The organism is Actinomadura litoris, from assembly GCF_009733595.1.
GTDB classification, from domain to species: Bacteria; Actinomycetota; Actinomycetes; order Streptosporangiales; family Streptosporangiaceae; genus Spirillospora; species Spirillospora litoris.
This window is the reverse complement of sequence record NZ_WOFH01000005.1, coordinates 95874-120319: the sequence shown is the minus strand read 5'-3', so window position 1 is coordinate 120319 and position 24446 is coordinate 95874. Positions and strand designations below refer to the sequence as shown.

At 73.0% G+C, this 24446-nt stretch carries 25 protein-coding genes; 11 read left to right on the top strand and 14 right to left on the bottom strand.

The window, feature by feature from the left end; genetic code table 11:
* Positions 1 to 63 precede the first annotated feature (63 nt).
* Entirely contained in the window at positions 64 to 570 is a 507-nt protein-coding gene (locus tag GNZ18_RS15300; protein ID WP_156217150.1) for a methylated-DNA--[protein]-cysteine S-methyltransferase, read from the bottom strand.
* A 14-nt stretch (positions 571 to 584) separates the two neighbouring features.
* On the bottom strand, positions 585 to 2054 hold the full coding sequence (locus tag GNZ18_RS15295; RefSeq protein WP_156217149.1) for a DNA-3-methyladenine glycosylase 2 family protein: 1470 nt from the start codon (positions 2052 to 2054) through the stop codon (positions 585 to 587).
* A gap of 165 nt (positions 2055 to 2219) precedes the next feature.
* On the opposite strand from GNZ18_RS15295, the gene GNZ18_RS15290 reads away from it, so the two are divergent.
* Positions 2220 to 2582, top strand: coding sequence for a nuclear transport factor 2 family protein (locus tag GNZ18_RS15290; protein ID WP_156217148.1), 363 nt, complete (start codon positions 2220 to 2222; stop codon positions 2580 to 2582).
* A 62-nt stretch (positions 2583 to 2644) separates the two neighbouring features.
* Here the strand turns inward: GNZ18_RS15290 and GNZ18_RS15285 are convergent, their stop codons facing one another.
* Positions 2645 to 3406, bottom strand: coding sequence for an SDR family NAD(P)-dependent oxidoreductase (locus tag GNZ18_RS15285; RefSeq protein WP_156217147.1), 762 nt, complete (start codon positions 3404 to 3406; stop codon positions 2645 to 2647).
* 31 nt (positions 3407 to 3437) lie between these two features.
* Positions 3438 to 4829 (bottom strand): MFS transporter, encoded by a 1392-nt coding sequence (locus tag GNZ18_RS15280; protein ID WP_216651302.1) that lies wholly within the window; start codon positions 4827 to 4829, stop codon positions 3438 to 3440.
* A gap of 176 nt (positions 4830 to 5005) precedes the next feature.
* Here GNZ18_RS15280 and GNZ18_RS15275 point away from each other — a divergent pair, with 176 nt between their 5' ends.
* On the top strand, positions 5006 to 5731 hold the full coding sequence (locus GNZ18_RS15275; protein WP_214615659.1) for a DUF4097 family beta strand repeat-containing protein: 726 nt from the start codon (positions 5006 to 5008) through the stop codon (positions 5729 to 5731).
* Between the two features lie 65 nt (positions 5732 to 5796).
* Positions 5797 to 6660: a helix-turn-helix domain-containing protein gene (locus GNZ18_RS15270; RefSeq protein WP_156217146.1), complete on the top strand. Its 864-nt coding sequence runs from the start codon at positions 5797 to 5799 to the stop codon at positions 6658 to 6660.
* Here GNZ18_RS15270 and GNZ18_RS15265 read toward each other — a convergent pair.
* Positions 6647 to 7015: a YrdB family protein gene (locus GNZ18_RS15265; protein WP_246249881.1), complete on the bottom strand. Its 369-nt coding sequence runs from the start codon at positions 7013 to 7015 to the stop codon at positions 6647 to 6649. The genes GNZ18_RS15270 and GNZ18_RS15265 overlap by 14 nt on opposite strands.
* Before the next feature lie 125 nt (positions 7016 to 7140).
* Between GNZ18_RS15265 and GNZ18_RS15260 the strand changes: the two genes are divergently transcribed.
* Positions 7141 to 8313: a methyltransferase gene (locus tag GNZ18_RS15260; protein ID WP_156217145.1), complete on the top strand. Its 1173-nt coding sequence runs from the start codon at positions 7141 to 7143 to the stop codon at positions 8311 to 8313.
* A gap of 1 nt (position 8314) precedes the next feature.
* On the opposite strand, the gene GNZ18_RS15255 is transcribed toward GNZ18_RS15260, so the two are convergent.
* Entirely contained in the window at positions 8315 to 9163 is an 849-nt protein-coding gene (locus tag GNZ18_RS15255; RefSeq protein ID WP_156217144.1) for a helix-turn-helix transcriptional regulator, read from the bottom strand.
* A gap of 114 nt (positions 9164 to 9277) precedes the next feature.
* On the opposite strand from GNZ18_RS15255, the gene GNZ18_RS15250 reads away from it, so the two are divergent.
* Together GNZ18_RS15250 and GNZ18_RS15245 are read left to right on the top strand one after the other, a co-directional pair.
* On the top strand, positions 9278 to 10054 hold the full coding sequence (locus GNZ18_RS15250) for an alpha/beta fold hydrolase (protein ID WP_156217143.1): 777 nt from the start codon (positions 9278 to 9280) through the stop codon (positions 10052 to 10054).
* 138 nt (positions 10055 to 10192) lie between these two features.
* A complete protein-coding gene (locus GNZ18_RS15245) occupies positions 10193 to 10984 on the top strand; it encodes an SDR family NAD(P)-dependent oxidoreductase (protein WP_156217142.1) in 792 nt (263 codons plus the stop codon).
* A gap of 210 nt (positions 10985 to 11194) precedes the next feature.
* Here GNZ18_RS15245 and GNZ18_RS15240 read toward each other — a convergent pair whose 3' ends face one another.
* Complete coding sequence (locus GNZ18_RS15240) at positions 11195 to 11668, bottom strand: MarR family winged helix-turn-helix transcriptional regulator (RefSeq protein WP_214615661.1); 474 nt, start codon at positions 11666 to 11668, stop codon at positions 11195 to 11197.
* Between the two features lie 56 nt (positions 11669 to 11724).
* Here GNZ18_RS15240 and GNZ18_RS15235 point away from each other — a divergent pair, with 56 nt between their 5' ends.
* Entirely contained in the window at positions 11725 to 12636 is a 912-nt protein-coding gene (locus tag GNZ18_RS15235) for an LLM class flavin-dependent oxidoreductase (protein WP_156217141.1), read from the top strand.
* Here GNZ18_RS15235 and GNZ18_RS15230 read toward each other — a convergent pair.
* Both GNZ18_RS15230 and GNZ18_RS15225 read right to left on the bottom strand, forming a co-directional pair.
* Positions 12614 to 13435: a class I SAM-dependent methyltransferase gene (locus GNZ18_RS15230; protein WP_156217140.1), complete on the bottom strand. Its 822-nt coding sequence runs from the start codon at positions 13433 to 13435 to the stop codon at positions 12614 to 12616. The two genes, GNZ18_RS15235 and GNZ18_RS15230, sit on opposite strands and share 23 nt — an antisense overlap.
* Positions 13436 to 13566: 131 nt before the next feature.
* Positions 13567 to 14145 carry a TetR/AcrR family transcriptional regulator gene (locus GNZ18_RS15225; RefSeq protein WP_156217139.1) on the bottom strand — a complete coding sequence of 193 codons (579 nt, stop codon included), beginning with the start codon at positions 14143 to 14145 and terminating at the stop codon, positions 13567 to 13569.
* Between the two features lie 70 nt (positions 14146 to 14215).
* Here GNZ18_RS15225 and GNZ18_RS15220 point away from each other — a divergent pair, with 70 nt between their 5' ends.
* Complete coding sequence (locus GNZ18_RS15220) at positions 14216 to 15052, top strand: patatin-like phospholipase family protein (protein WP_156217138.1); 837 nt, start codon at positions 14216 to 14218, stop codon at positions 15050 to 15052.
* A gap of 314 nt (positions 15053 to 15366) precedes the next feature.
* Positions 15367 to 16530, top strand: a complete 1164-nt coding sequence (locus tag GNZ18_RS15215; protein WP_312874544.1) for a glycosyltransferase — start codon at positions 15367 to 15369, stop codon at positions 16528 to 16530.
* A 72-nt stretch (positions 16531 to 16602) separates the two neighbouring features.
* On the opposite strand, the gene GNZ18_RS15210 is transcribed toward GNZ18_RS15215, so the two are convergent.
* Together GNZ18_RS15210 and GNZ18_RS15205 are read right to left on the bottom strand one after the other, a co-directional pair.
* A complete protein-coding gene (locus GNZ18_RS15210; RefSeq protein WP_216651301.1) occupies positions 16603 to 17400 on the bottom strand; it encodes an alpha/beta fold hydrolase in 798 nt (265 codons plus the stop codon).
* 50 nt (positions 17401 to 17450) lie between these two features.
* On the bottom strand, positions 17451 to 18692 hold the full coding sequence (locus tag GNZ18_RS15205; RefSeq protein ID WP_156217136.1) for an MFS transporter: 1242 nt from the start codon (positions 18690 to 18692) through the stop codon (positions 17451 to 17453).
* A gap of 99 nt (positions 18693 to 18791) precedes the next feature.
* Here GNZ18_RS15205 and GNZ18_RS15200 point away from each other — a divergent pair, with 99 nt between their 5' ends.
* The gene (locus GNZ18_RS15200; RefSeq protein WP_156217135.1) at positions 18792 to 19364 is read left to right on the top strand and encodes a TetR-like C-terminal domain-containing protein; all 573 of its coding nucleotides are present in this window, start codon (positions 18792 to 18794) and stop codon (positions 19362 to 19364) included.
* 15 nt (positions 19365 to 19379) lie between these two features.
* Here the strand turns inward: GNZ18_RS15200 and GNZ18_RS15195 are convergent, their stop codons facing one another.
* Positions 19380 to 20159 carry an NAD(P)-binding domain-containing protein gene (locus GNZ18_RS15195; RefSeq protein WP_312874543.1) on the bottom strand — a complete coding sequence of 260 codons (780 nt, stop codon included), beginning with the start codon at positions 20157 to 20159 and terminating at the stop codon, positions 19380 to 19382.
* Positions 20160 to 20191: 32 nt separating this feature from the next.
* Positions 20192 to 20665, bottom strand: coding sequence for a hypothetical protein (locus tag GNZ18_RS15190; RefSeq protein ID WP_216651300.1), 474 nt, complete (start codon positions 20663 to 20665; stop codon positions 20192 to 20194).
* A gap of 80 nt (positions 20666 to 20745) precedes the next feature.
* Here GNZ18_RS15190 and GNZ18_RS15185 point away from each other — a divergent pair, with 80 nt between their 5' ends.
* On the top strand, positions 20746 to 21459 hold the full coding sequence (locus GNZ18_RS15185; protein ID WP_312874542.1) for a TetR/AcrR family transcriptional regulator: 714 nt from the start codon (positions 20746 to 20748) through the stop codon (positions 21457 to 21459).
* Between the two features lie 248 nt (positions 21460 to 21707).
* On the opposite strand, the gene dnaB is transcribed toward GNZ18_RS15185, so the two are convergent.
* The gene (gene dnaB / locus GNZ18_RS15180; protein ID WP_312874541.1) at positions 21708 to 24128 is read right to left on the bottom strand and encodes a replicative DNA helicase; all 2421 of its coding nucleotides are present in this window, start codon (positions 24126 to 24128) and stop codon (positions 21708 to 21710) included.
* Positions 24129 to 24446: the final 318 nt, after the last annotated feature.

Sequence of the window (24446 nt, the reverse complement as noted above, 5' to 3'; positions counted from 1 at the left end):
GACCTGGCAGGGCCGGAGACCCGGCCCTGTCAAGCACGGTATCCCCGCCCTCTGACATTCCCGTCAGAAGAGCGCGGCGGCGGCCCCCTTGGTCTTGCGCTCGAAGTCGAGCAGGAAGCGCTTGCGCTCCAGGCCGCCGCCGTAGCCGGTGAGGTCGCCGGTGGAGCCGACGACGCGGTGGCAGGGGACGATCACGCTGACCGGGTTGCGGCCGTTGGCGAGGCCGACGGCGCGGGACGCGGAGGGCCTGCCGATCTCGACGGCGAGCGCGCCGTAGGTGGTCGTCTCGCCGTAGGGGATCTCCTGGAGCGCCGTCCAGACGAGGTTCTGGAAGGGGGTGCCGCGCAGGTTCAGGGGCACGTCGAACTCGGTGAGGTCGCCCGCGAAGTAGGCGTCGAGCTGCTCACTGATGGTCCTGAACGGCTCGGGGTCGGTGGCGGGCGTGCCGAAGGTCTCCTCCTGCGGGCGGTGCCGCTGCTCGTGCATATAGAGACCGGACAGGCCGCCGTCCGTCACGACCGCGGTGAGCGGCCCTACGGGGCTGTCCAGGACGGCATGCGTCGTTTTCATGGGGTCGATCCTCTCTAGGCCGGGAGGAGGTTGATGGCGTGATCACCCGTCGCCCACAGGTACTGGACGGCGTAGGCGCGCCAGGGGCGCCACGCGGTGGCACGCCGTATGAGGGCGGCCGGGGTGGCGGGCAGGTCGAGCGCGCGGGCGGCGGCGCGTATGCCCAGGTCCCCCGGGATGAACGCGTCGGGGTCGCCGAGTGCGCGCATCGCGATGGTCTCGACGGTCCAGGGCCCGAAGCCCGGGAGCGCCCCGAGGCGTTTGCGGGCCTGTTCCCAGTCGCTCCCTACGCCGAGGTCGATCTCGTCTCGCGCGAGGGCGCTCACCAGCGACGTGAGGGTCGTCCGGCGGGACCGCGGGAACGCCAGCCTCTCCGGGTCCAGCTCGGCCAGGGCGGACGGCGTCGGGAACAGGTGCGTCAGCCCGCCCAGGGGGTCGGTGATGGGATCCCCGTAGGCGGTGACCAGGCGCGCCGCGTGGGTGCGCGCGGCGGCGACCGACACCTGCTGCCCGAGGACGGCGCGGACGGCGAACTCCGGGGCGTCCACGGTGCGCGGGACGCGGCGTCCCGGCGCCTTGTCGACCAGGGGGGCGAGCACCGGGTCGGCGCGCAGGAGGTCGTCCACGGCGGTGGGGTCCGCGTCGAGGTCGAGCATCCAGCGGCAGCGGCTGATCGCGATCGTGAGGTCGCGGAGGTCGCTCAGCGTGAGCGTGCAGGCCACGTGGTCGGGCTGCGGGCGGAGCGTGGCGACGCCATGACCATGGGGGAGCCGCAGGGTGCGGCGGAACGCGCCGTCCCGCCACTCCTCGACGCCGGGGACGGCGGTGGCGGCCAGGTGGCCGAACAGGTTGTCCGGGCAGAGCGGCGCGCGGAACGGCAGCCGCAGCGACAGGGATCCGGAACCCGCGGGCGGGTGTCCCCTGGCGACCCGGTCGCGCAGTTGGCTCGGGGTGAGCGCGAACACGTCCCGCACGGTGTCGTTGAACGCGCGGATGCTGGCGAAACCGGCCGCGAAGGCGACGTCTCCCATGGGGAGCGGTGTCGTTTCGATCAGGAGCCGCGCCGTCTGCGCGCGCTGGGCCCGGGCCAGCGCGAGCGGGCCCGCGCCCAGTTCGGCGTTGAGCTGGCGTTCGATCTGGCGGGTGCTGTAGCCGAGCCGTCCGGCGAGCCCCGGGACGCCCTCGCGGTCGACGACGCCGTCGGAGATGAGCCGCATGGCGCGGGCGACGACGTCCGCGCGGTGGTTCCACTCGGGGGAGCCCGGGGAGGTGTCGGGGCGGCAGCGCTTGCAGGCCCGGAATCCGGCCTGCTGGGAGGCCGCCGCGCTGGGGTAGAAACGCATGTTCTCCGGCTTGGGCGGCACGACGGGGCAACTCGGACGGCAGTAGATCCCGGTGGTCACGACCCCGGTGAAGAACCATCCGTCGAACCGCGCGTCCTTCGACTGGACGGCCCGCACGCACCTTTCGACATCCTCGTGCATGCTCCCAGCATCACCGATGGCCAGGACTCATCACTAGCGGGAATCCGACATCAACGTCACCGAGGCCCCGGCATGACGTCCGAGGTAATCGATCTTCCGCCGCGCGGTTGGCACCGTAGTGGTCACCGGGGCGGACAGACCCGGACGAACACCACAGGAGCGGTGATGAGCGACGTTCAGCAGCGTATCGAGCAGTACCTGGCCATCTGGAACGAGACCGACCCGGCCGCGCGCCGCGCCGCGATCGACGAGGTGTGGACGGAGGAGGCGGTCTACGTCGACCCGCTCGGCGTGGCCGAGGGCCGCGAGGCCGTGGACGGCTTCATCGCCGCCGCGCAGCAGCAGTTCCCCGGCCTGGTGTTCAGCCTGGAGGGGGACGTGGACGCCCACCACGACATCGCCCGCTTCACCTGGGGACTCGGCCCGGAGGGCGGCGAGGCGCTGGCGGTCGGGTTCGACGTGGTGGTCTTCGCCGAGGACGGGCGCGTCGACCGCGTGCACGGCTTCCTCGACAAGGTCCCCGGCTGAACACGCGGCGGCGGTCTGCCGGCCCCCGCGGGCCCGGCAGACCGCACACGGCCCGCCCGATCTCACAGCTGGCGGAGCGCGCCGCCGTCCACGGCCCATTCCGCGCCCGTGACCTGCACGGCCAGCGGGGACAGCAGGTAGGCGATGACGCGCGCCACATCCAGCGGGGTGCCCAGGCGCGCGGCGGGCAGCCGCCGCTCCTCCCGGACGAACCGGTCGATCGCCTCCTCGACCGGCAGCCCGTACTGCGCGGCGAGCTGGTCGGCGAACCCGCCCGGCGCGTCCCACAGCCGGGTGCGGGTGGGGCCGGGCGTGACGACGTTGGAGCGGATGCCGCAGCGCCCGAACTCCCCCGCGAGCGTCTTGGACACCGACAGCATCGCGGTCTTGGACGCGGCGTAGTCCACCAGCGGCGTGTCCGGGAACCGGGCGGCCTCGCTCGCGACGTGGACGAGGCTCCCCGCGCCCTGGTCGATCAGCGCGGGCAGCGCGGCGCGGGTCATCCGGATCGCTGAGTGCAGGTTCAGCTCGAACGTGTCGTGCCACTGGGCGTCGGTGACGTCCAGGAAGCCGATCCGCGATTCGAGGGCACCGGCGTTGTTGACCAGGCCGTCGAGCCGTCCGTGCCGGTCGAGCGCGGTGTCCACGATCCGCTGGGCGGCGGACGGGTCGGTCAGGTCGGCGGCGACGCCGTCCCCCGAAGGGCGCCGGGCGACACCGACCACGTGGGCGCCCTCGTCCGCGAGGAGGCGGGCGGTGGCCTCGCCGATCCCGGCGGACGCGCCGGTGACGATGTAGACCCTGCCGGACAGTTCGAGATCCATGGCGTTCTCTCCTTCGGACGGGCGCGGAAGATCAGTGTGCGGAGCGGCGCAGGAACACGGCGACGAGCGCCGCCCCCGCGACTGCGATCATGGCGTTGACCAGCGTCGCCGCGTGCACCCCGGCGAGGACGGAGGTCCCGGCCGCCGTCGCGACCGCGCTCATCACCGGGATGCCGAGCGTGATGGCGACCTGCTGGGTCATGGTGGCGAGGCCGGTCGCGAGGCCCTGCTCGCCGTCCGGCAGCCCGGACGTCGCGATCCCCATGAACGCGACGATCGCGACCAGGTTCCCGAACCCGCCGATCGCGGTGGCGGCGAGCAGCAGCGCGAGCCCGTCCCGCGAGGACCCGAGGCCGAGCAGCGCCAGCGTCGCGGCGGCCTGGAGGACGAGCCCGGCGGCCAGCGTGGCCCGGCCGCCGAAGCGTGCCATGATCCGGGGCGCGGCGACGCCGCCCGCGAACGTCCCGGCGCCGAGCACGCCCAGCGCGAGGCCGGTGGCGAGGGCCGAGAAGCCGAGGACGCGCTGCAGGTAGAGCGTCATCAGGAACACCAGCGAGGTCTCGGTCGCGAACGCGACGAACCCGCCGACGTTGCCCCAGGTCACGGTGCGCCTCGTCAGTACCCGCGGCGGCGCGAGCGGCGCCGGTGAACGCCGCTCCACCAGGCCGAACGCGACCAGCAGGACGGCGGCGAGGGCCAGCGAGCCGAGCGCGACCGGGTCGCCCCAGCCGTCCGCGCCCGCGGTGGTGACCCCGTAGACCAGCGCGAGCAGCCCGCCGGTCACGGTCACCGCGCCGGGGACGTCCAGCCGGGTGGTGCCGGCGGCGCGGCTCTCGGCGACCAGCGCGGGCGTGACAGCGAGGATCAGCACCGCGACCGGGACGTTGACCAGGAACGCCCAGCGCCAGCTCAGCAGGTCGGTGAGGACGCCGCCGAGGATCGCGCCCACGGTGAACCCGGCCGACATCAGCGCCCCGCTGAGGCCGAGCGCCCGCGTCCGCAGCCGCCCCTCGGGGAAGGACGTGGTGAGCAGCGAGAGCGCGGCGGGGGTCGCGATCGCGGTGGCGAGCCCTTGCAGCACGCGTCCGGTCAGCAGGACGGCCGGGTCGGTCGCGAGCCCGCCGATGAGGGATCCGACGGCGAGCAGCGCCATTCCGGCGAGCAGCATCCGGCGGCGCCCGAACAGGTCGGCGACGCGTCCGAACAGCAACGTGAAACCGGCCGCGGGCAGCGCGAACGCGGTCGCGATCCACTGCAACTGGTCCAGGCCGAAGCCGAGTCCCTCGCCGACGACCGGCAGGGCGACGTTGAGGATCGAGAAGTCGATGGCGAGCATGAACTGCGCGCCGAGCAGGAGGGTCAGGGTCAGCTTGTGCCGCGACGACATCCGCTGTACGGCGGGGGCGGCGGTGGTGAAGGTCATGATGACGAGGGTCGCCGGGGCGGGCGCGCCTACCCAGCCCTCCGCTGTTGGTACCACCGCCAGTAGCAGGACCGGAGACCTGGGAGTGAGAACCGACATGGCTCCCGGGCGTGGCGACCGTCCGGCCCCCGGCTCCGTAGGTTCTCCAATGATCACCCTGAACGAGGAGGACCTCCGTGCGCCGCCAGCTCTACGCCATCGCCGCCGTCGCGGTCGCCGCGACCACGCTGAGCGCCTGCGGCGCGGCCGACATGGCCTTCGCCTCGACCTACGAGGACGACGCCGCGCCGAAGGGCGGATTCACCGCCGTCCGGCTGGACAACGGCGCCGGGAGCGTGACGCTGCGCGGCGGCGCCGCCAGAACGTCGCTGCACCGCAAGCTCAAGTACCGCGGGGAGCGTCCCGAGGGGGAGACGCACCGCGTCGAGAACGGCGTCCTGGTCCTGAACGGCTGCGGCTCGGGCTGCTCGGCCAGCTACACCGTCGACCTTCCCGCCGGGCTCGCGGTGTCCGGCGGGACGTCGAGCGGCCGGATCACCCTGACGCGGGTGGGGAAGGTCGACGTGCACACCAGCTCGGGATCGATCCACATGGACGGCGTGAACGGCCCGATCAACGTCCGGACCTCCAACGGCCGGATCGAGGGCAGCGGCCTGCGGGGCGACCGGATCGAGGCGCGCACGTCGAACGGGTCCATCCGGCTGACGCCCGTCACGCAGCAGGACATCCGCGCCAGGACGTCCAACGGGTCGATCACCCTCACGGTCCCGGCCGGGCGCTACCAGGTCACCACGCACACCAGCAACGGCGACCGGAAGATCGGCGTCACGAACGACCCGTCCGCGCCGCACCGGCTCGACCTCACCACCAGCAACGGCGACATCACCGCGAGGCCCGCCTGATCGCCGAAGGTTTCACGGGAAACCTCCGCACCGCCCGGCACGCCGCGCCGGATAGCCTCACACGCATGGCGAGGAACGGTGAGCTCGGGGAGTTCCTCAGGTCGCGGCGCGCGCGCCTGCAACCTGAGGACGTGGGTGTCCGCTCCTACGGGAGCCGCCGCCGCGTCCCCGGGCTGCGCCGCGAGGAGCTCGCGCAGCTCGCCGGGGTCAGCGTCGCCTACTACATCCGCCTTGAGCAGGGCACCGCCGACAACGTCTCCACCGAGGTGCTGGACGCGATCTCGCGGGCGCTGCGCCTGGACGCCGACGAGCACGTCCACCTGCACCGCCTCGCGCACCCGCCGCGCCGCGCGCACACCCCGCGACCGCCCCGGCTGCGGGCCCCGCTCCAGCACCTGCTCGACGCCATCGACCACGCGCCCGCCTACATCGTCGGCCACTACACCAACGTCGTGGCCTGGAACCGCCTCACCGCCGCCGTGTTCGTCGACCTCGCGGAGGTCCCGCCGGACGAGCGGACCTGGTCGCACCAGATCCACCTCAACGCCGACTACCGGGCCCGGCTGGCCGACAACTGGCTGACCGTGGCGCGCCGCAACGTCGCCTACCTGCGGTTCCGGTCCGGCCAGGATCCGGACGACCCGCGCCTGCGGTCGCTGATCGACGGCCTGCTGGAGCGGAGCCCGGAGTTCGCGCGGCTGTGGTCCGCGCACCACGTCACCGACCTCACGCACGGCGAGGCACGGCTCCGGCACCCGGACGTGGGGCCGCTCGTCCTCCCGTTCGAGACCCTGCACCTGCCCGGCGACCCCGACCTGAGCCGCCTGATGCTCTACGCGGCCGAACCGGGCTCGCCGTCGGAGCGGGCGCTGCGGAAGCTGGCCGAGACCTCCGAGCACCGGTCGAGCGCCGACCTCACCGGTCCGTGACCTGGAGAGTCCGCCGGTCGAGGGTGGCGAGGGCGGTGTTCACCAGGGCGATGACGGCGAAGGCGGGCCCAAGCGCATGCCGCCCCACACCGTAGAGGGCCAACGCACCGGCGCCGAACACCACCGCCTTCACTAGCAGGACGAACGGCAACGGCACCCTGAACCGGGCCTTGGGCGCGGCGAACAGGCCCCACAGCACGATCGCCAACGCCGGCGCCCCGAGCCCGAGGAAGGCGCGGACGAGCGCGCCGTCGCCCGCCGTGAACCCCCACCAGGCGAGCGCGCCGATCGCCACGACCTCCAGCACGAACGCCGCACCCTCGTTGATCACGTGCATCGGCCCTGGTAGTCGCATCGGGCAATCCTCCCACCAGGGTGAACAAGCGACCACACGCTCCCCCGGCGCGGCCGCCGGGCACGCCCCGTCCCCGGGCGCCGTACGATCGGCGGGGATCTCACGGAACGGTCGACGAGCGGCGAATGGACGACGTGAACGAAGGACCGACCCGCACGGAAGAGGCCGTCATCGGCTGGCGCGACGCGGACGGCGCGGAGCGCCGCGTCCGGTGGCGCTCGGAGAGCGGCGCGCCGCCACCGCGCCGGGTCGTCGTCGCTGATGACGAGACCCGCGCGGACGACGCCTACCGGCTGGCCTGCGAGGGGACGGCGCTGCTGTGGCGCGGCGACTTCCAGAACGCGCGCCAGCTCCTGTCGGCGCTGGCCCGCCGGATCGACCGCCCGCCCCGGCGCCAGAGGCGGAAGGGCGCGGAACCGTCCCAGGTCCAGGCGTTCCACCTCTACCGCCAGGCCCGCGCCCAGCGCGCGCGGACGCTGGGCATGCTCCTCATCCCCTTCGATCCGGGACATGTCGTTCCGCTCAGGCGCGCACCCGATGTCGTCCAGGCGTGCACGGAGGCGTACGGGCCGTGCGACGAGCCCTACGTGACGTCCCTACGCGAACTCCTGGGGCTGATCGGCGCGCATGAGTGGCGGCGGAAGGGCGTGCCGATACCCGCACTGGACGGAGACAGGATCCACCCGCATTACGGGGTGTTCTCCCCGGTCAGGGGCGAGTACGTGGATTTGGTCGCCCGAGCGCCGCTCCCCGGAACAGCCCTCGCCTTCGACATCGGCACGGGCACCGGTGTGCTGGCCGCCGTTCTCGGACGCCGAGGCATGCGGAAGGTCATCGCCACGGACCAGGACCCGCGCGCGCTTGCCTGCGCCCAAGAGAACCTCGACCGCTTGGACGTATCCGACCGGGTGGAGGTCGTCCAGGCCGACCTGTTCCCCGACGGACGTGCGGGGCTGATCGTCTGCAATCCGCCGTGGGTTCCCGCGAAACCGACGTCGCCGCTGGAACACGCCGTGTACGACCCCGACAGCCGCATGCTGCGCGGGTTCCTCCGGGGCCTCGCCGACCACCTGGAGCCGGGCGGGGAGGGCTGGCTGATCCTCTCCGACCTGGCCGAACACCTCGGCCTCCGCACCCGGGACGAGTTGCTCGGCATGATCGGGACCTCCGGCCTGGAGGTCGCCGGACGCCTCGACGCCGCGCCCGCCCACCCCCGCGCCGCCGATCCCGACGACCCCCTCCACGCCGCCCGCTCCGCCGAGGTCACCTCCCTCTGGCGCCTCAGGGGCCGCGCCTGATTCAGATATGGCTGCGGTGGACGGTCTCGGGGCCGACCACGCGCAGCAGTTCCAGCGCCTCGATGCTCGGGCTGCCGGGCGGCGGGGTGAACACGAACAGCCGCTGGTCCTCGGCGGGGGTGAGCAGCGCCTCCGTGTCGAACTCGATCATCCCGATCTCGGGGTGCAGCACCCGCATCCGGCTGGTCCGGTGGACGGCGACCTCGTGCCGCTCCCACAGCCGCGTGAACTCCTCGCTGGCGTCCCGCAACCGCTTGACCAGGGCGGACGCGGCCGCGTCGGACCCTCGGCGCGCCACGGCGGCGCGCAGGTCGGCGACGTGCATGCGGCTGTAGTGCTCGTGATCGCCCTCCGGATACGCCTCCCGGACGAACGGATCGGTGAACCAGCGCCACACGATGTTGCGGTCGGGCTCCTCGACCGTGCACACGCAGCCGAAGAGGAACTCCGCCATCGCGTTCCGCGCCAGCACGTCCCCGAGGTCACCGATGATCTGCGCGGGCGTCTCCTGGAGGCGGTCCAGCAGGTACAGCAGGCCGGGCCGGACGTGGTCGCCCGCGAACGGCCCGGCGGGCGGGCGGTGCCCCGCGAGGACGTACAGGTGGTCGCGCTCGTCCTCGGTCAGCCGCAGCGCGCGGGCCAGCGCGCCGAGCATCTGGGTCGAGGGCTGCGGGCTCCGGGCCTGCTCAAGCCGCATGTAGTAGTCGGCCGACATGCCCGCGAGCTGCGAGACCTCCTCGCGGCGCAGCCCCGGCGTCCGGCGTCGCGGCCCGGCGGCGAGCCCCACCTCCTGCGGACGCAGCCGCTCCCGGGAACGGCGGAGGAAGTCGGCGAGTTCACGGCGGTCCATGTTCCTATGATCGGCGCCCGCCGGGCCGTCCGAAAACCCCTCAGCCTGGGACCGGCTGTCCTAGCCACAGCGGTCCGCTCCTCAACTCCGCCTCGCGCTGGTGAGGTCGGGGGCATGACGACACTCACCGTTGGAAACGCCCGTATCACCTACCGGACCGAAGGGTCGGGGCCCGCGCTCGTCCTCGTGCACGGCGCCGGTCCCGGCTCGAACATGTGGGACACCCTGATCGAGCGGTTCACCGACCGCTACACCGTGATCCTGCCCGACCTGGCCGGCAGCGACCCCGCCGAGGACGACGGCGCGCCGCTGACCATCGAGGCGCTCGCCGCCCAGGTCATCGCCGTCATCGAGGACTCCGGCGCCGCGCCGGTCGACCTCGTCGGCTTCTCGCTGGGCGCCTCGACCGTCGCGGCCGCCGCCGCGCTCCGTCCCGACCTGGTGCGGCGGCTGGTGCCCGTCGCGGGCCTGACCCACGCCGGCGACGAGTACCTCCAGCTGATGATGAGCACCTGGCGTCTGCTGGGGGACGACCCCAAGGCGTTCGGACGGTACGCGACGCTTCTCTCCTTCAGCGCCCGGTTCCTCAACGAGATCGGCCATGACGCGGTCGAGCAGGCCACCGCGTACATGCGGCCGACCGACGGCGTCCTCCGCCAGGTGGATCTCCTCCTGCGGCTGGACATCCGGGACCTCCTTCCCAGGATCGAAGCCCCCACCCTGGTGGTGGGCTGCACGCGGGACGCGACGATTCCCGTCGAGAACCACCGCGCGCTGTGCTCCGCCATCACCGGAAGCGAATACGCGGAATTCGACACCGGCCACATAGCGCTGGCGGAGCGTTCGGACGATTTCGTCAAGCTCCTCAGGGACTTCCTGGCCCGCCCCTAGCCGATCCCAACCTAGGTTCGCGGCTCGACCTACGGTTGGCGCTGATCCTGGGACCGCCGCCCAACCTGGGGGTTATCGCCAATACCACGATCCGCAGAACCTGGTTAGCGCGCATGCGCGCCGAGCACGATGGGGGGCATGCGGCCCATCAAGGAGCAGACCATCCTCATCACCGGCGCGACGGACGGCCTCGGACGCGCCCTCGCCGCCGAACTGGCGGCCGAGGGCGCCACCGTCCTCGTCCACGGCCGGGACGACCAGCGCGGCAAGGCCACCCTGGAGGAGATCGGCGGGCGCGCCTCCTGGTACCGCGCCGACCTGTCGTCCCTCGCCGAGGTGCGGGCGCTGGCCGATGCCGTCCGCGCCGACCACCCGCGCCTGGACGTCCTGGTCAACAACGCGGGCATCGGCTTCGCCGACGCCGACGGGCGCCAGGAGAGCGCGGACGGCCACGAGCTGCGCTTCGCGGTCAACTACCTGGCGGGCTACCTGCTCACCCGCCTGCTGCTGCCGACCCTGCTCGCCTCGGCGCCCGCGCGGATCGTCAACGTCAGCAGCCTCGGCCAGCAGCCGATCGACTTCGCCGACGTGATGATCACGCGCGGGTACAGCGGCACCCGCGCCTACCGGCAGAGCAAGCTCGCGCAGATCATGTGCACGATCGACCTCGCCGCCGAACTCGCCGGGACGGGCGTCACCGCGAACGCCCTCCACCCGGCCACCTTCATGCCCACCAAGATGGTGCCCGCGCCGATCAGCACCCTGGAGGAGGGCGTCCGCGCGACCCACCGCCTCGTCACCGACCCGGCCCTCGACGAGGTCTCGGGCCGCTTCTTCAACGGCCTGGACGCCGCGCGCGCGAACGACCAGTCCTACGACACCGCCGCCCGCGCCCGCCTGCGCGAACTCTCCGAACGGCTCACCGCCTGACCCGCCTCCCTGAGATCGGCCGGCGTCGGCGCGGCCGCACACCCCACATTTGAAGTTCGCTCTACGAACCAATATGGTTCGTAGAGCGAACGACCATGTGGAGGACGAGTGCGCACGCGGATGCCCGGAGCCGGAGCACGAGGCTCCGCACACCCGGAGCCGTCCTCGCGCCCAAGGCGCGAGGCGGGCGGCGAGCCGGTGGCGGACGGGTCAGGGCGTGGGGGACGTGTCTTCGTTCTTCTCCATGAAGACGACCGGGACCTCGTTGTCCCGCACCACCCTGCCGAGCAGGTCGGCGAGCGCCTCGCGCTCGTCCGCACCGAGGCCGTCGGCCAGAGTTTCGATGCGCCGGCAGGTCTCGGCGTAGAAGTCGGCCACGAGCGCCGAACCCTTCGGGGTGAGCGCGACGCGGGCGGCCCGGCGGTCCCGCGGGTCGGGTTCCCTGCGCACCAGGCCGTTTCGGGCGGTCCGGTCGACCAGGCCGGTGAGGCTCGACTTCGCCAACCCGAGCATCGCGCCCAACTCGCTCATCCCGTACGGCTGCGACATCAGCACGCAGAGCAACTGGCCCTGCTGCTGTGTAAGCCCGTACTCCCGCGCCGACGCGGCGTACACCGCGTCCACCAGGAATGAGGAGCGCACCAGCGCGGTGACGACTCCCATCCGATCCGCTCCGGCCTTCATGCGACACAGAGTACGGCACCCATAATTCGGTACGCGAACTACCTGAGGACGATGTCATGTTCGGAATCGGAATCGACAACTCCATCGCCGCCGTTCCCGAGACCCTGCGGCTCGCGGCCCAGGCCGACCGGCAGGGGCTCGACCTTTTCAGCGTCTCCGACCACCCCTATGTCGCGGCCCGGCTGGACGCCTACGCGGTCACCGGCGTGATCCTCGGCCGCACCACGCGCATCTCCGGGATGGCGAACGTCACGAACCTGCCGAGCCGGCCCGCGCCGATGCTCGCGCGCATGGTCACGTCGCTGTCCGCCCTGTCGGACGGACGGGTCGTCCTCGGCATGGGCGCGGGCGGCTCCTGGGACGACATCGTGCGGCTCGGCGTCCCGCGCCTGTCGCCGGCGGCGGCGGTCCGCGCCTTCGAAGAGGCGATCACCCTCATCAGAAGGCTCGGCTCGGGCACCGGGCCGGTGACCTTCGACGGCGAGTTCTACCAGGTCACGGAGCTGGAAGCGGCTCCCGTCGCGGTCCCGCCGATCTGGACCGGCTCGGTCGGCGCCAGGTCGCTGGCCGCCACCGGCAGGGTCGCCGACGGCTGGCTGCCCGGCCATGCCGCCGACTGGCTGAGCGAGCGGTACCGGGCGTCCCGTCCGGTCATCGACGAGGCCGCGGCCGCCGCCGGGCGCGCCCCCGCCGACATCGCCACGATCTACAACCTGCCGGGCCGCATCACCGGGACCCCGCTCAGGGCCACCCGCGACGGCGACGGGCGCTGGATCGGCGGTTCGCCCGGCCAGTGGATCGAGGAGCTGACCGGCGCCGTCCTGGAGCACGGCGCGGGCGGCTTCATCCTCTTCCCCACCGGCGGCGACCCCGTGGACGTCACGCTGGGGCGCTGGGCCGAGGAGATCGCCCCGGCGGTCCGGGAGGCCACCGCCGGGCGGGGCGTCAGGCCGGGCGGGACGCGGTGACCGCCACCGTGACGTAGGGGACCGTGAAGCCGCCGCCCAGGCGGTCGATGGCGGCCCCCACGCTTTCCAGGACCTCCGCCAGCTTGTCCGGGGGGAGGTGGGTGAGCGAGCCGTGGGTGGGGATCTGGTCCAGCCACTCGTCCCGGGTGTAGCGCTTCTCCCATTCGTAGCGCCAGTGCTCGGGCTCGCCGAACGCGTCCGCGGCGCGGATGCCGTCGGAGGTCCGGGCGAACATCCCCTCGTAGAGATTGAGCGGCTGCTTCGCCGACGGGACCGGGATCGGAGAGTCGGGCGCGACCCGCCGGTAGACCTCGGCGAACGCGTCGAACACCTCGTCCGGCATCTGGAAGACGTGCCAGAACACCGCGAGCAGCCCGCCCGGCCGCAGCACCCGCGCCGCCTTCGCCGCGCCCGCGACCGGTTCCACCCAGTGCCAGGACTGGCCGGCGACGACGGCGTCGAACCGCCGTCCGGCGTCCTCCCATGCCTCGAACGTCGCGACCTCGACCTCGAACCCGGCGCGCCGCGCGAACCCGGCCATCCGCGCGTCGGGCTCGACGCCGAGCACCGAGCAGCCCGCCGCCCGCAGCTGCCGGGCCTCGATGCCGGTGCCGCAGCCGACGTCGACGACGTCGGGCCCGGGGCTGGCGGCGACGATCCGCTCCACCAGCGCGTCGGGGTAGCGGGGGCGGGTCCGGTCGTAGCGCTCGGCGTCCACGCCGAACGACTCCGCCACGTTCCGGTGCCGATGGGGTTCCGGCGCGCTGGAGGGCGGCTGTTCCGAAGATTGAGTGGGCATGCGCCCACACTAGTGGTCGCATGCCCACTCGTCCACGGCGGGTCGCTCCGAGGCCGGTTCGCCAGCGCGAAAGGTGGATCAAGCGACGGAGGGCCAGCCCTGGTGCCAGGCCGTCCCCACGGCGTCGGTGATCAGCCCGGCGCCCCGGGCTTGAGCAGGTCGGCGAAGCGGTCCAGCGCGTGATCGACGCGGGCCCGGTCGTCGGTGGTCGTCAGATCGAACAGGAGGCCCCGGATGACGGCCATGATCAGCGTGGGCGTGACGGGGTCGTCGGGGCCGGCGGCGACGTCCCGGAACGCCGCGCCGAAGGCGTTGAACCAGTCCGTGAGCGCCTCGTCCGGGTGGGGGTGGCCCTCGGGGCGGACGAGGCCGTCGGCGTGCACCTCGAAGAACAGCCGGACGTACGGCGCGCGGTCGTCGGCGCTGATCCACGCCCAGACCCGCCGCAGCCGGTCGTGCACGGAGCCGGAGCAGACCTCGGCCGGCATGTGCTCGGCCATCCGCGCCGCGCCCCGCCGCCGGGCCTCGCCGAGGATCGCGGCGACCAGTTCCTGCTTGCTGCCGAAGTCGTAGAGCAGCATCCGCGGGCTGGTGTCCAGGGCCGCGGCCAGCGGCCGCAGGCTCAGCCCGGCCAGCCCGTGGACCAGCACGTAGTCGGTCGCCAACGCCAGCGTGCGTTCGCGCCGGGCGGGGTCCGGGGGTCTCCCCACGACCGCTCTCCTCCTCGGGACCTCGGAGCCGGGACGGCGTTCACCTATATATGCTACAAGTGTTTCAATAATGAGTACGCACACGCATGACCGAGCTCTCGTCCTGGGCCCCGGCGGTGTCGTCGGCACGGCCTGGATGGTCGGACTGGCCCACGGCCTGCGCCGGGTGGGCGTGGACCTGGCCGAGGCCGACCTGATCGTCGGCACGTCCGCCGGGGCGATCGTCGGAGCGCTGCTCGCCACCGATCAGGATCTGGCGCGGCTCGCGACCGCGGCCGACCCGGCGGCGCGCGACGCCGCCCCCGATCCCGGACGGTTGGACGCGGTGTTCGCCCTCCTCGGCGACCGTTCCCTGGACCCCGCCGAGGCCCGCCGGCGCGTCGGCCGCCTCGGCCTCGACGGCGCCGAGCCCGGAGCCGACGAGGCGCTGGTCAGGAGCCGCGCCACCCTGATCGGCGCGGACACCTGGCCCGAGCGGCGGCTGTTGATCACCGCCGTGGACGCTACCAGCGGCGAACCCGTGGTGTGGGACCGCGACAGCGGCGTGCCGCTGGCCCGCGCGGTGGCGGCGAGCAGCGCGTTCCCCGGGCTGGCGCCGCTGGTCGCCATCGGCGGCCGCCGCTACATGGACGGTGCGCTGCGGTCGGGCACCAACACCGATCTCGCGGCCGGAGCCCGCACGCTGGTCGTGATCGAACCGATGGTGTTCCTCGGCGAGCGGAAGGACATCGAGCCGGCCGACGACGTGGTGGCCGTCGGCCCCGACCCGGCGGCGTTGCGCGCCTTCGGCCCCGACGTGAGCGACGCGGCGGCCTGGGAGCCGTCCTACCGGGCGGGTCTCCGCCAGGCGGGCGAGGTCGCCGGGCGCCTCCGCCCCGCATGGGGAAGGGAAACCGGCACGGCCTGACCCCAGGCGCGGTGTCCCGCGCCGACCCGCGCGAGGTCGCCCGGCCGGGTGAAGCCGCGTGAAGCCGCCCGCGAATATCCGGAAGGAAGAACTCTCCGCCGCGCGGAGCGCCGCTTCAGCGGCACCCCGGCAAAGACAAAGGCAGGGAGTCGACACTCCCTGCCACTACTAATTTATAACACGACCGGGGGCTTGCGGCAAGACCCCGGTCATCCCTCAAGATGGGCGGCCGAAAGGTCAGCACCAGCGAAATGGGGGGACACGCAGTGCGTGTTTTGTTGTCGACGTGGGGATCGCGCGGGGACGTCGAACCGGTGGCCGGTCTCGCCGCGCGGCTACGCGAACTCGGCGCGGAGACCCGGGTCTGCGCGCCGCCGGACGAGGACTTCAAGGCGCTCATGGACCGCGCGGGCGTGCCGCTGATTCCGCTCGGCCCGTCCGTGCGCTCGGTGGTCGCGCGCCCGAAGCCGCCCTCGGAGAAGGCCGCGTTCAGCCTCGCTCCCGAACTGGTGGCGGCGCGGTTCGAGACGCTCAGCACGGCCGCCGAGGGATGCGACGTGCTGCTGACGACCGGGCTGATGCCCGCCGGAGCGCGGGACGTGGCCGAGAAAATGGGCATCCATTATGTGTTGGCCTGCTTTCACACGCTCGGACTGCCGTCGCGGCATTTCCCGCCGGGAAAGCGGCCGGGCGCGCCGTCCCCGGAAGGCGAGACCGACAATCGGGTCCTCTGGAAACACGACGCGGAACGGGTGAACGCCTTGTACGGCGAGGCGCTCAACAGCCACCGGGCGAAAATCGGCCTGCCGCCGGTGGACAACGTCCGCGACTACGTCCTAACCGAACGGCCGTGGCTGGCGGCGGACGCGACGCTGTGCCCGGCGGCGGGCAGGACGGACCTCGACGTGGTGCAGACCGGCGCGTGGATCCTGCCCGACGACCGTCCCCTCCCGGCCGATCTGGAGGCGTTCCTTGACGCGGGCGAGCCCCCCGTCTACGTGGGGTTCGGCAGCATGGCCGCCTACGCCCCGAAGGGCATCGCCCGGGTGGCCATCGAGGCGAGCCGCGCGCACGGGCGCCGGGTCGTGCTCGCGCGCGGCTGGGCCGACCTGGCCCCGGTCGACGACCTCGCCGACTGCTTCGCCGTCGGCGAGGTCAACCAGCAGGCGCTGTTCCCCCGGGTCGCCGCCGTCGTGCACCACGGCGGCGCGGGCACCACCGGAACCGCCGCCCGCGCCGGCGCGCCCCAGGTCGTGGTGCCGCAGATCGCCGACCAGCCCTCCTGGGCCGCCCGCGTCGCCGAGCTCGGCATAGGCGCGGCGCACGAGGGCCGGGAGCCGACCGTCGAGTCCCTGTCGGCCGCGCTCGCCCTGGCCCTGGCCCCCGAGACCCGGGAACGGGCGGGGGCGGTGGCCGCCGCCAGCCGCACCGACGGGACGACCATGGCCGCGAACCTGCTGCACGACATGGTCAGTTAGCGACCCGCGGCGTCCTCGCCCTCGGCGGCCCCGCCGAGGACGAGGACCCCGGCCCCGGAGCCGCCCCTCTCGTCAGCCCCTCACGCCGGCCAGGAGCTTCGCCGTCTCCTTCGGGGACTCCACCGGAAAGTGGTGGCTGCCCAAGTCGACGAGCACGATGTCGAGGCGGTCGCCGTAGCGGTCGATCGCCTCGCGCGCCACCAGGTCGCGTATCGCGAACACCGTGACCGGCTGCCTCGTCCCGTTGAGCGCCGCGTCCATGTCCCAGCGGACCAGGCCCTCGATGGCGCGCAGGCCCCCGGGCTGCCGTACCGCGACCATCTTCTCGAAGTACGCGTCCTTCAAGGCCGGATCGGTGCCCTCCGGTGAACCGCCCTCCACGAGTCCCCGCACCGCTCCGGCGAAGTCGTCGCGGAAGAGGCGTTCCAACGCCGCGGCCTCTCCCTCGCTCAGCGCCGGGAACAGGGACAGGTAATGCAGCGCGTCCAGCGCGACGATGTGCGTGATCGTGTCGGGGAGCAGCCGTCCGACCTCGACGGCGACCGCGCCGCCGAGCGAGTGCCCCGCCACGACCGCCGACTCCACCGCCTCGGCCTCCAGCACCGCCGCCACGTCGCGGGCGAATTCCGCCATGGTGAAAACGTCCCGCGTGGACCGCGAGTCGCCGTGTTCCGCGAGGTCGACCGCGAGGACGCGGTGATCCCCCGGCAGGTGGTCGGTCACCGCGTCGAAGTCGCCGCGCGAGCATCCCCAGCCGTGGACGAGGACCAGGGCCGGACCCCCGGCCGGACCGCTGGCCGAGTAGCGAATCGTCGTATGGTCCGCCCGCCGAACCTCACGGTTCGACCGGGTCCTGCTGACCGTGGTCACGATGTTCTTCTCCTTGTCAGGCCGATTCGGTGTGCCGCGGAACCGGCGTCTCAGCAGCGCTGGGCCAGGACGGCGCGGCGCTTCGTCCGCACCCGGTTCAGATGCAGGACGAGGGCGGAAAGGGAGATCACGGCGATCGTCAGCGCGTAGATGTCGGTGGCGGTCCGCAGCCCCAGCGCGGTGACGGCGATCCCTCCGAGCACGGCGGGCACGCTGTTCCCCAGGTAGTTGATGACGTTCGCCAGGGCGAAGACCGCGCTGCGCTCGTCCGGCCGGGCGACCCGGGCGAAGGTGCCGAACGACGCCAGCATCGCCGCGCCGACGCCGAGACCGGCGACGACGGTGCCCGCGGCGCAGAGCCAGGCGAGATCCTCCGTGACCCCGGCGAGCGAGCCCAGCGTCCCGAGCGCGAGCAGCACGGACGAGGGACCGAGCAGCGAGGACGCGGAACGGGACCGGAGCACGAGGACCGTGAGCGCTCCGGTGCCTCCCAGGAGCGTCACGACGACACCGCCGATCAGATGGCTGCGCAGCCCCAGCGGTCCGGCGGCGACGGACGGGCCGAGCGAGAGGTACATCCCGGCCAGGGCCCAGCTCGCGATCATCACGGGCACCACCGGGACGATCTCGGCGCGCAGGTGCGCGGGCATCGCGACCCGCGGCCGCAGCGAGGCGACGGCTCCCGGCAGGCGCGCCGAGGTCTCCGGCATGACCAGGGCGAACACGGCCGCGAGCGCCGTCGCGCCGAGCAGCACCCCATAGACCAGCCGGGTCGGGGCGGGGCCGAACTCCACCAGCGCGCCGCTGCCGAGGGCGCCGAAGGCGAGCCCGGTCAGGGGCGCGACCGAGGTGACGGCGCCCGCCCGTCCGCGCGACGGTTCGAGATCGACGAGCGCGGCGCTCAGCGTGGTCGTCGCCGCGCCGGTCGCGAGACCCTGGAGCACCCGCGCGGCGGCCAGGACGAACACGTTCCCGGCGACCAGGAACAGGACGAGCGCGACCGCCTGCACCGCGATCGCGCCGGCGAGCACCGGGCGGCGGCCGAGATGGTCCGACAGCGCTCCGACCGTGAGCAGCGAGCCCAGAACGCCGAGCACGTAGAGGGCGAAGACGACCGTCAGCACCCACGCCGTGAAGTGCCATCGCTGCTGGTAGATCACGTAGAGCGGGGTCGGGGCACCGGAGGCGGCCACGAACAGGACGAGGACGGCGGCCGCGGAGGTGAAGGCGCCCCTCCACGGCACGCGCGGCCCGCCGGCGGGCGGCTTGATCAGGGGGGATACGGCAGGCATGCAAGCCTCGCAGTGATCGTTGCGTTAGTGGTCCCGAAGGTAACACAAACGCATCGATCACTGCATCTATAAAGCAATGATCAGTGCAATAATGGTGACATGCCCGCCTCCACCTCGTCTTCGCCCCACACCGGCAGCCGGCCGGGCGGCCGCTCCGCCCGGGTGCGCGCGGACGTCCACCGGGCCGTCAGGGAACTGCTCGCGGACGAGGCCGGCGAACCGCCGACGATCCCGGTCGTGGCCGCCCGCGCGGGCGTGCACCCCACCACGGTCTACCGGCGCTGGGGCTCGGTCGGCGAGCTGCTCGCCGACGTCACCGGCAGCCGCTTCTCCGGCGGCTTCGTGGTGCCGGACACCGGGGACCTCCGCGGCGACCTGGAACGCTACGCGTTCAACCTCGCCAAGGACCTCGGCGACCCCGACAGCCTCGCGCTGATCCGCGCCACCATCGGCGTCGCCGGAGCGCAGGGCGCCGCCGCGTGCCTGGGGGAGCGCCGGCAGCAGCTCGACGCCATCCTCGAACGGGAGGAGGCCCGGGGCGGGCGGCCCCCGACCCTCGACCACACGACGGACGCCATCATCGCCCCCGTCTACTTCCGCGCCGTCTTCACCCACCTGCCGCTGTCCCCCGACTGGACCCGCACCCTCGTCGCACGCCTCCTGGCGGACTGACGAGGGCGCCGGGCCTCACTCGGCGGCGGGGCCCTCAAGGTGCAGGAGGAGGTCGTCGAGGGCCCGGGTGAGGGCCTCGGCGTTGGCGGCGGTGAACCACGTGGTGCGGACGCGTTCGTTGTTGCCGTTCGGCGTCTCGTGGTCGGCCGCGATCCGGCTCAGCGAGCGGGACCGGTCGTCCAGGGCGCGGCCGACGCCCTGGAAGAGCCCGCGCACGTAGCCGTCGGCGTCGGCGGGCGCGATGCCGTGCCCGGCGACCCACGACGTGAGCGTGGCGAGGTAGGAGTAGTGGGCGGTCAGCGTGCCGGTGACCGCGGAGAGGACGTTGAAGGCCGTCTCGTCCGCGACCGGGAGCGCCCCGCCCAGGTCCTCGAAGAGGCCGTCCACCACCGGATGGGACGGGTAGGTCACCGTGACGGCGCGGCGCTCGCGGATGGCGGGCAGCGGGATGGCCCGGACGAGCGGGGCCCCGGTGTCCAGCGTCCGGCGCAGGTCGCCGTTGCCGACGCCGGACATCACGTTGATCACGATCTTGTCGGCGGCCACCCGCAGGCCGCCGAGCGCCTCGTGCCGGTCCTGGCCCCGAACGGCGATGATCACAATGTCGGAGCGGTCCACCACCGCCTGGTTGTCGGGGCAGACCAGCACGCTCCCGTAGCGTTCGGACAGCTCCGCGGCCGTCCGGGCTCCCCGAGGCGACAGGAACACCTCGGGGGCGTCACCGCCCCCGGCCCGCAGGCCGTCCACGATGGCCCGGCCGATCTCCCCCACGCCGATGATCCCGATGCGCCTCACTGCACCCTCTCCCTGGCCCTGGTCGCTGACCGTCACCTGCGAAAATGCCCGGCACCAGCGTGCGGGGCCGGCGGTCGCCTCCACAGCAGCACGACCGCCGCCAGCCCTGCCAGGCAGGGGGCCGTCCCAAGCCACCCCAGCACCGGCGGCAGGCCGGTGTCGCCCGATGTGTCCTTGATGAGCAGCCCGGACGCTCCGACCCCCGCGCCGAGCGCGAGCATCGCGGTCGCCGCGGACCGCGCCCACCGCTTGCCCGCCTGGACGGCCCAGGCCGTCCAGAGCCAGGCGATGACGCCGAGCGCCCCGACGACCGACAGCAGGGTCAGATAGACGGTGACGGCCGCGTCCACCCGCGAACGGCTGTAGGCGGGATAGCCATCACGGATGTGGTCGGCCAGCAGGTGGGTGCCCGCATACGGAACGACCGCCGCGACGACGGTGAGTCCCAGCCCCGCGCACATCGCCGCGAGAACCGATCGCTTCGCCGCACCGGCGGACTCGACCATGCCTCCCCCAAACCTACGCCGTAGATTGTCGATCCACGGTAGATTCTACGCTGTAGATTTGGCAAGGCGGGAGGACGGATGTGACCAGGCGCACCCGCGGCACCTCGGCCGGGCTCGACCGCGCCCGCATCGCGGCCGCCGCCGTCGCGCTCGTCGATCGCGACGGCCTGGACCGCTTCGGCGTCCGGCGGCTCGCCGACGACCTCGGCGTCGACCCGATGTCGATCTACCACCACATCAAGGGCAAGGCCGCGCTGCTCGACGCGATCTCCGAGGCCGTGATCGCCGAGCTGGACACCGGCGCCCGGCGGACCGCGCGGACCTGGGAACAGCTCGCCCGCCGGACGGCGCACGACTACCGGCGGATGGCCTACCGGCACCCCCGGGTGTTCCCGCTGCTGGCCACCCGTCCGCAGACCTCGCCGGCGGCCCTGGCCGCCCTGGAGCGCCTGGCCGCCGCGATGCGCCGGGCCGGCCTGCCCGACCAGGTGGTCGCGGACGCGCCGATGGCGCTGTTCGGCTTCCTCAACGGCCACCTGCTCGCGGTCCTCGACGGCAGCCCCGACGGCCCGGCGCTCGACCCCGCCGACCACCCGACGCTGTCCGCCCTCACCCCCCTGCAAGCGGACTTCGGCTCCGAGGCCCAGTTCGACCGTCTACTCGACACGGTCCTGGCCGGAATCCGGACCGAGGCCGCCCGGCACCGGACCGCCGAGCCGGATCCCACATCGGACACGGCCCGACAAGACGGGCAAGCCGCGACGGAAGACGGCGACGCCACCCGCCGCGCTTGATCATGTGCTTGCCTACGGGGACGGCTTCCGGTGTGCTTTGACCAGCGGGTCTCCTGCCTACTGGCTTCCGATTCCCTTGCGGCAGGAGGCCCGCCATAGCTGGACGAGCCGGTGGGGAAGCCAAGGCGCCCCCGAGCGCATAGGCGCACGGCGGCGGACACGGCGGCGGACACGGCCACGAACGTGGCGGCGGCACGGCCGCCTGAGCCGACCGCCGCGCCCTACGCGAGCCGGACCGGGGGTTCGGGTTACTGGGCCATGTCGACGAAGCGGCTGTAGTGGCCCTGGAAGGCGACCGTCACGGTCGCGGTGGGGCCGTTGCGGTGCTTGGCCACGATCAGGTCGGCCTCCCCCGCGCGCGGCGACTCCTTCTCGTAGGCGTCCTCGCGGTGCAGCAGGATCACCATGTCGGCGTCCTGCTCGATCGAGCCCGACTCGCGCAGGTCCGACACCATGGGCTTCTTGTCGGTCCGCTGCTCGGGACCACGGTTGAGCTGCGACAACGCGATGACCGGGACGCCCAGCTCCTTCGCGAGGAGCTTGAGCGAACGGGAGAACTCCGACACCTCGACCTGCCGGCTCTCCACCCGTTTCCCCGAGCTCATGAGCTGGAGGTAGTCGATGATGACCAGGCGCAGGTCGTGCTGCTGCTTCAGCCGGCGGCACTTGGCGCGGATCTCCATCATCGACATGTTGGGCGAGTCGTCGATGAACAGCGGCGCCTCGGCGACCTCGCTCATGCGGCGGGCGAGGCGCGTCCAGTCCTCGTCCTGCATGGTGCCGGAGCGCATCGCGTGCAGGGCCACCCGCGCCTCGGCCGACAGCAGCCGCATCGTGATCTCGTTGCGGCCCATCTCCAGGCTGAAGAACGCCGAGGTCAGGCCGTGCTTGATGGAGGCCGCGCGGGCGAAGTCGAGCGCGAGCGTCGAGTTGTGCGTGGGGACGCACGAGCGGCCCGCCAGGTACATGTGGTCGTCGTTGTCGACCTGGACGCACCGGACCGGCACGCTCTCCACCGGCCGGACGTCCACGATGTGGCGGACACGGGCGCCCGGCGAGGCGTCCACCGCGCCGCCCGCCATGCGCCGGAGCACCCGGCAAGTGGGCGTGAAGGCGATCCGGTGGGTCGCCTCGGACGGGACGGCGGGTCTCAGGGTCGCCCGATGGCCCAGGGTCAGGACGAGTTCGCGGGCTCCCTCGGCCAGCCTCCTGCCGACCAGCGGCAGTTCCACCTCGCCGAGGGGCGAGAGGTGGCCGACGGTGTCGAGCATGCCCGCCAGCAGGGCCCGCCGTTGGGACTCGGAGGCCCGCAGGTAGACGGCGGGGACGTGCATGTCACGGCCCAGGTGCAGCGCTTCGAGCCCGGCGGTGTGCGCGCGGGTGAGGTCTTCGTCCTCGCCGCCCCCGGCGAGCCAGGCGCCGAGGACGTACGGGGGGACCGGCAGGTCGGCGTCGGGCAGCTCGAACGGCGCGGCGACCTCCACCGCGTGGCGCGGGCCGCCGTCGGCGCGGCGCAGCGTCGCCGCCAGCTCCTCCGTCGTCATGGTCGCGCTCGTGCGGGTGCTCCCGGAGAAGGACGCGTAGGGCATCGGCAGGTCGCTCGGGTCGAGCGCCGTCCGCGTCGCGCCACCGGACGGGGCGGCGTTCGCGGTGCGGCACCTGAGCAGCAGATCCGTTCCGCCGACGCCCGCGTGGGTCGCCCGTGCCTTATCCGCCCGGGGGGCGGTGAGGGGAGGAGTTCGCGACCACGCCGGGGCCCCCGCGGCCGGGCGGAGCCGGTCGTGGGCTCTCGTGCGCCACTGGTGCCGGGCGTCGGCGGTGATCACTTCGCCGTCGGAGAACTCGACCTCGTAGCAGGGGCGGCCGTGCATCACCCCGGTCGCGGCGACGACGCGGGTGGGGCGGCCGTCGGCGCCGAGCAGCAGGTCGCCGACGGCGATCTCGCCCATCGTCGTCCAGCCGGTCGGGGTCGGCAGCGGGGTGCGCAGGTCGAGGGCCTTGCCCATCGCGGGACGGGCGGCGACCACGATCATCTGACCCGGGTGGAGGCCGTTGGTGAGGGCGTCGAGGTCGGCGAAGCCGGTGGGGCAGCCGACCATCTGGCCGCCCCGGCTGCCGATCGCCTCGATCTCGTCCAGGGCGCCGGGCATGATCTCGCTCAGCGGGACGTAGTCCTCGCCGGAGCGCTTCTCGGCGATCGCGAAGACCTCGGCCTGGGCCCGGTCGAGCACCTCGTCGGCGTCGGCCCCGTCGGCCGCGTAGCCCATCTGGACGATGCGGGTGCCGGTCTCGACGAGCTTGCGCAGCACCGACCGCTCGTGGACGATCTTCGCGTAGTACCCGGCGTTGGCGGCCGTGGGCACCAGGGAGATCAGCGTGTGCAGGTAGGGGGCGCCGCCGATGCGCGCGATCTCGCCGTTCTTGGTCAGCTCGCCCGCGACCGTCACGGCGTCGGCGGGGTCGCCGCGGCCGTACAGGTCGAGGATGGTGTCGTAGACGATCTGGTGCGCGGGCCGGTAGAAGTCGCCGCTGCGCAGGACCTCGACGACCTCGGCGATGGCGTCCTGCGAGAGCAGCATGCCCCCGAGCACGCCCTGCTCGGCCGTGATGTCGTGCGGGGGCGTGCGTTCGAACTCGTGCTCGTGCGGTCCGAGCTCGGACACGCTCACGGTCGCACCCCCTTCATCTCGGCCACCCGGCGTCCCCGTCCGCCCCAGCGCCGGCCGTCCATCCCACGTTTACCTGAGGCGTCCGACATTCTCGCCAGCCCGCGCCGTCCCGAGCAAAGCGAGCTGTGGACAAGCCTGTGGAGGCCCTGTGCAGACACGCCGATCCGGTTGTGCACGACCTGTGGACAACTCTGGGGAAAACGGGTGGACGAACCGCGCTGACCCCTTGTGAGCTGCGAAGACTTCATCCACCGGCTGTGCGGAAAAGAAAGTCGGCCGCTTCTCTCGATGTAATGGGTGAAATTTCTTAGAAAGTTA

Coding starts and splice junctions, on each gene's coding strand:
- GNZ18_RS15245 (WP_156217142.1), top strand. CDS start 10,193: ATGCGGCCCATCAAGGAGCAGACCATCCTCATCACCGGCGCGACGGAC.
- GNZ18_RS15190 (WP_216651300.1), bottom strand. CDS start 20,665: ATGGTCGAGTCCGCCGGTGCGGCGAAGCGATCGGTTCTCGCGGCGATG.
- GNZ18_RS15250 (WP_156217143.1), top strand. CDS start 9,278: ATGACGACACTCACCGTTGGAAACGCCCGTATCACCTACCGGACCGAA.
- GNZ18_RS15230 (WP_156217140.1), bottom strand. CDS start 13,435: ATGCCCACTCAATCTTCGGAACAGCCGCCCTCCAGCGCGCCGGAACCC.
- GNZ18_RS15285 (WP_156217147.1), bottom strand. CDS start 3,406: ATGGATCTCGAACTGTCCGGCAGGGTCTACATCGTCACCGGCGCGTCC.
- GNZ18_RS15235 (WP_156217141.1), top strand. CDS start 11,725: ATGTTCGGAATCGGAATCGACAACTCCATCGCCGCCGTTCCCGAGACC.
- GNZ18_RS15205 (WP_156217136.1), bottom strand. CDS start 18,692: ATGCCTGCCGTATCCCCCCTGATCAAGCCGCCCGCCGGCGGGCCGCGC.
- GNZ18_RS15300 (WP_156217150.1), bottom strand. CDS start 570: ATGAAAACGACGCATGCCGTCCTGGACAGCCCCGTAGGGCCGCTCACC.
- GNZ18_RS15260 (WP_156217145.1), top strand. CDS start 7,141: ATGGACGACGTGAACGAAGGACCGACCCGCACGGAAGAGGCCGTCATC.
- GNZ18_RS15220 (WP_156217138.1), top strand. CDS start 14,216: ATGAGTACGCACACGCATGACCGAGCTCTCGTCCTGGGCCCCGGCGGT.
- GNZ18_RS15200 (WP_156217135.1), top strand. CDS start 18,792: ATGCCCGCCTCCACCTCGTCTTCGCCCCACACCGGCAGCCGGCCGGGC.
- GNZ18_RS15240 (WP_214615661.1), bottom strand. CDS start 11,668: ATGAAGGCCGGAGCGGATCGGATGGGAGTCGTCACCGCGCTGGTGCGC.
- GNZ18_RS15255 (WP_156217144.1), bottom strand. CDS start 9,163: ATGGACCGCCGTGAACTCGCCGACTTCCTCCGCCGTTCCCGGGAGCGG.
- GNZ18_RS15280 (WP_216651302.1), bottom strand. CDS start 4,829: ATGACCTTCACCACCGCCGCCCCCGCCGTACAGCGGATGTCGTCGCGG.
- GNZ18_RS15290 (WP_156217148.1), top strand. CDS start 2,220: ATGAGCGACGTTCAGCAGCGTATCGAGCAGTACCTGGCCATCTGGAAC.
- GNZ18_RS15295 (WP_156217149.1), bottom strand. CDS start 2,054: ATGCACGAGGATGTCGAAAGGTGCGTGCGGGCCGTCCAGTCGAAGGAC.
- GNZ18_RS15270 (WP_156217146.1), top strand. CDS start 5,797: ATGGCGAGGAACGGTGAGCTCGGGGAGTTCCTCAGGTCGCGGCGCGCG.
- GNZ18_RS15265 (WP_246249881.1), bottom strand. CDS start 7,015: ATGCGACTACCAGGGCCGATGCACGTGATCAACGAGGGTGCGGCGTTC.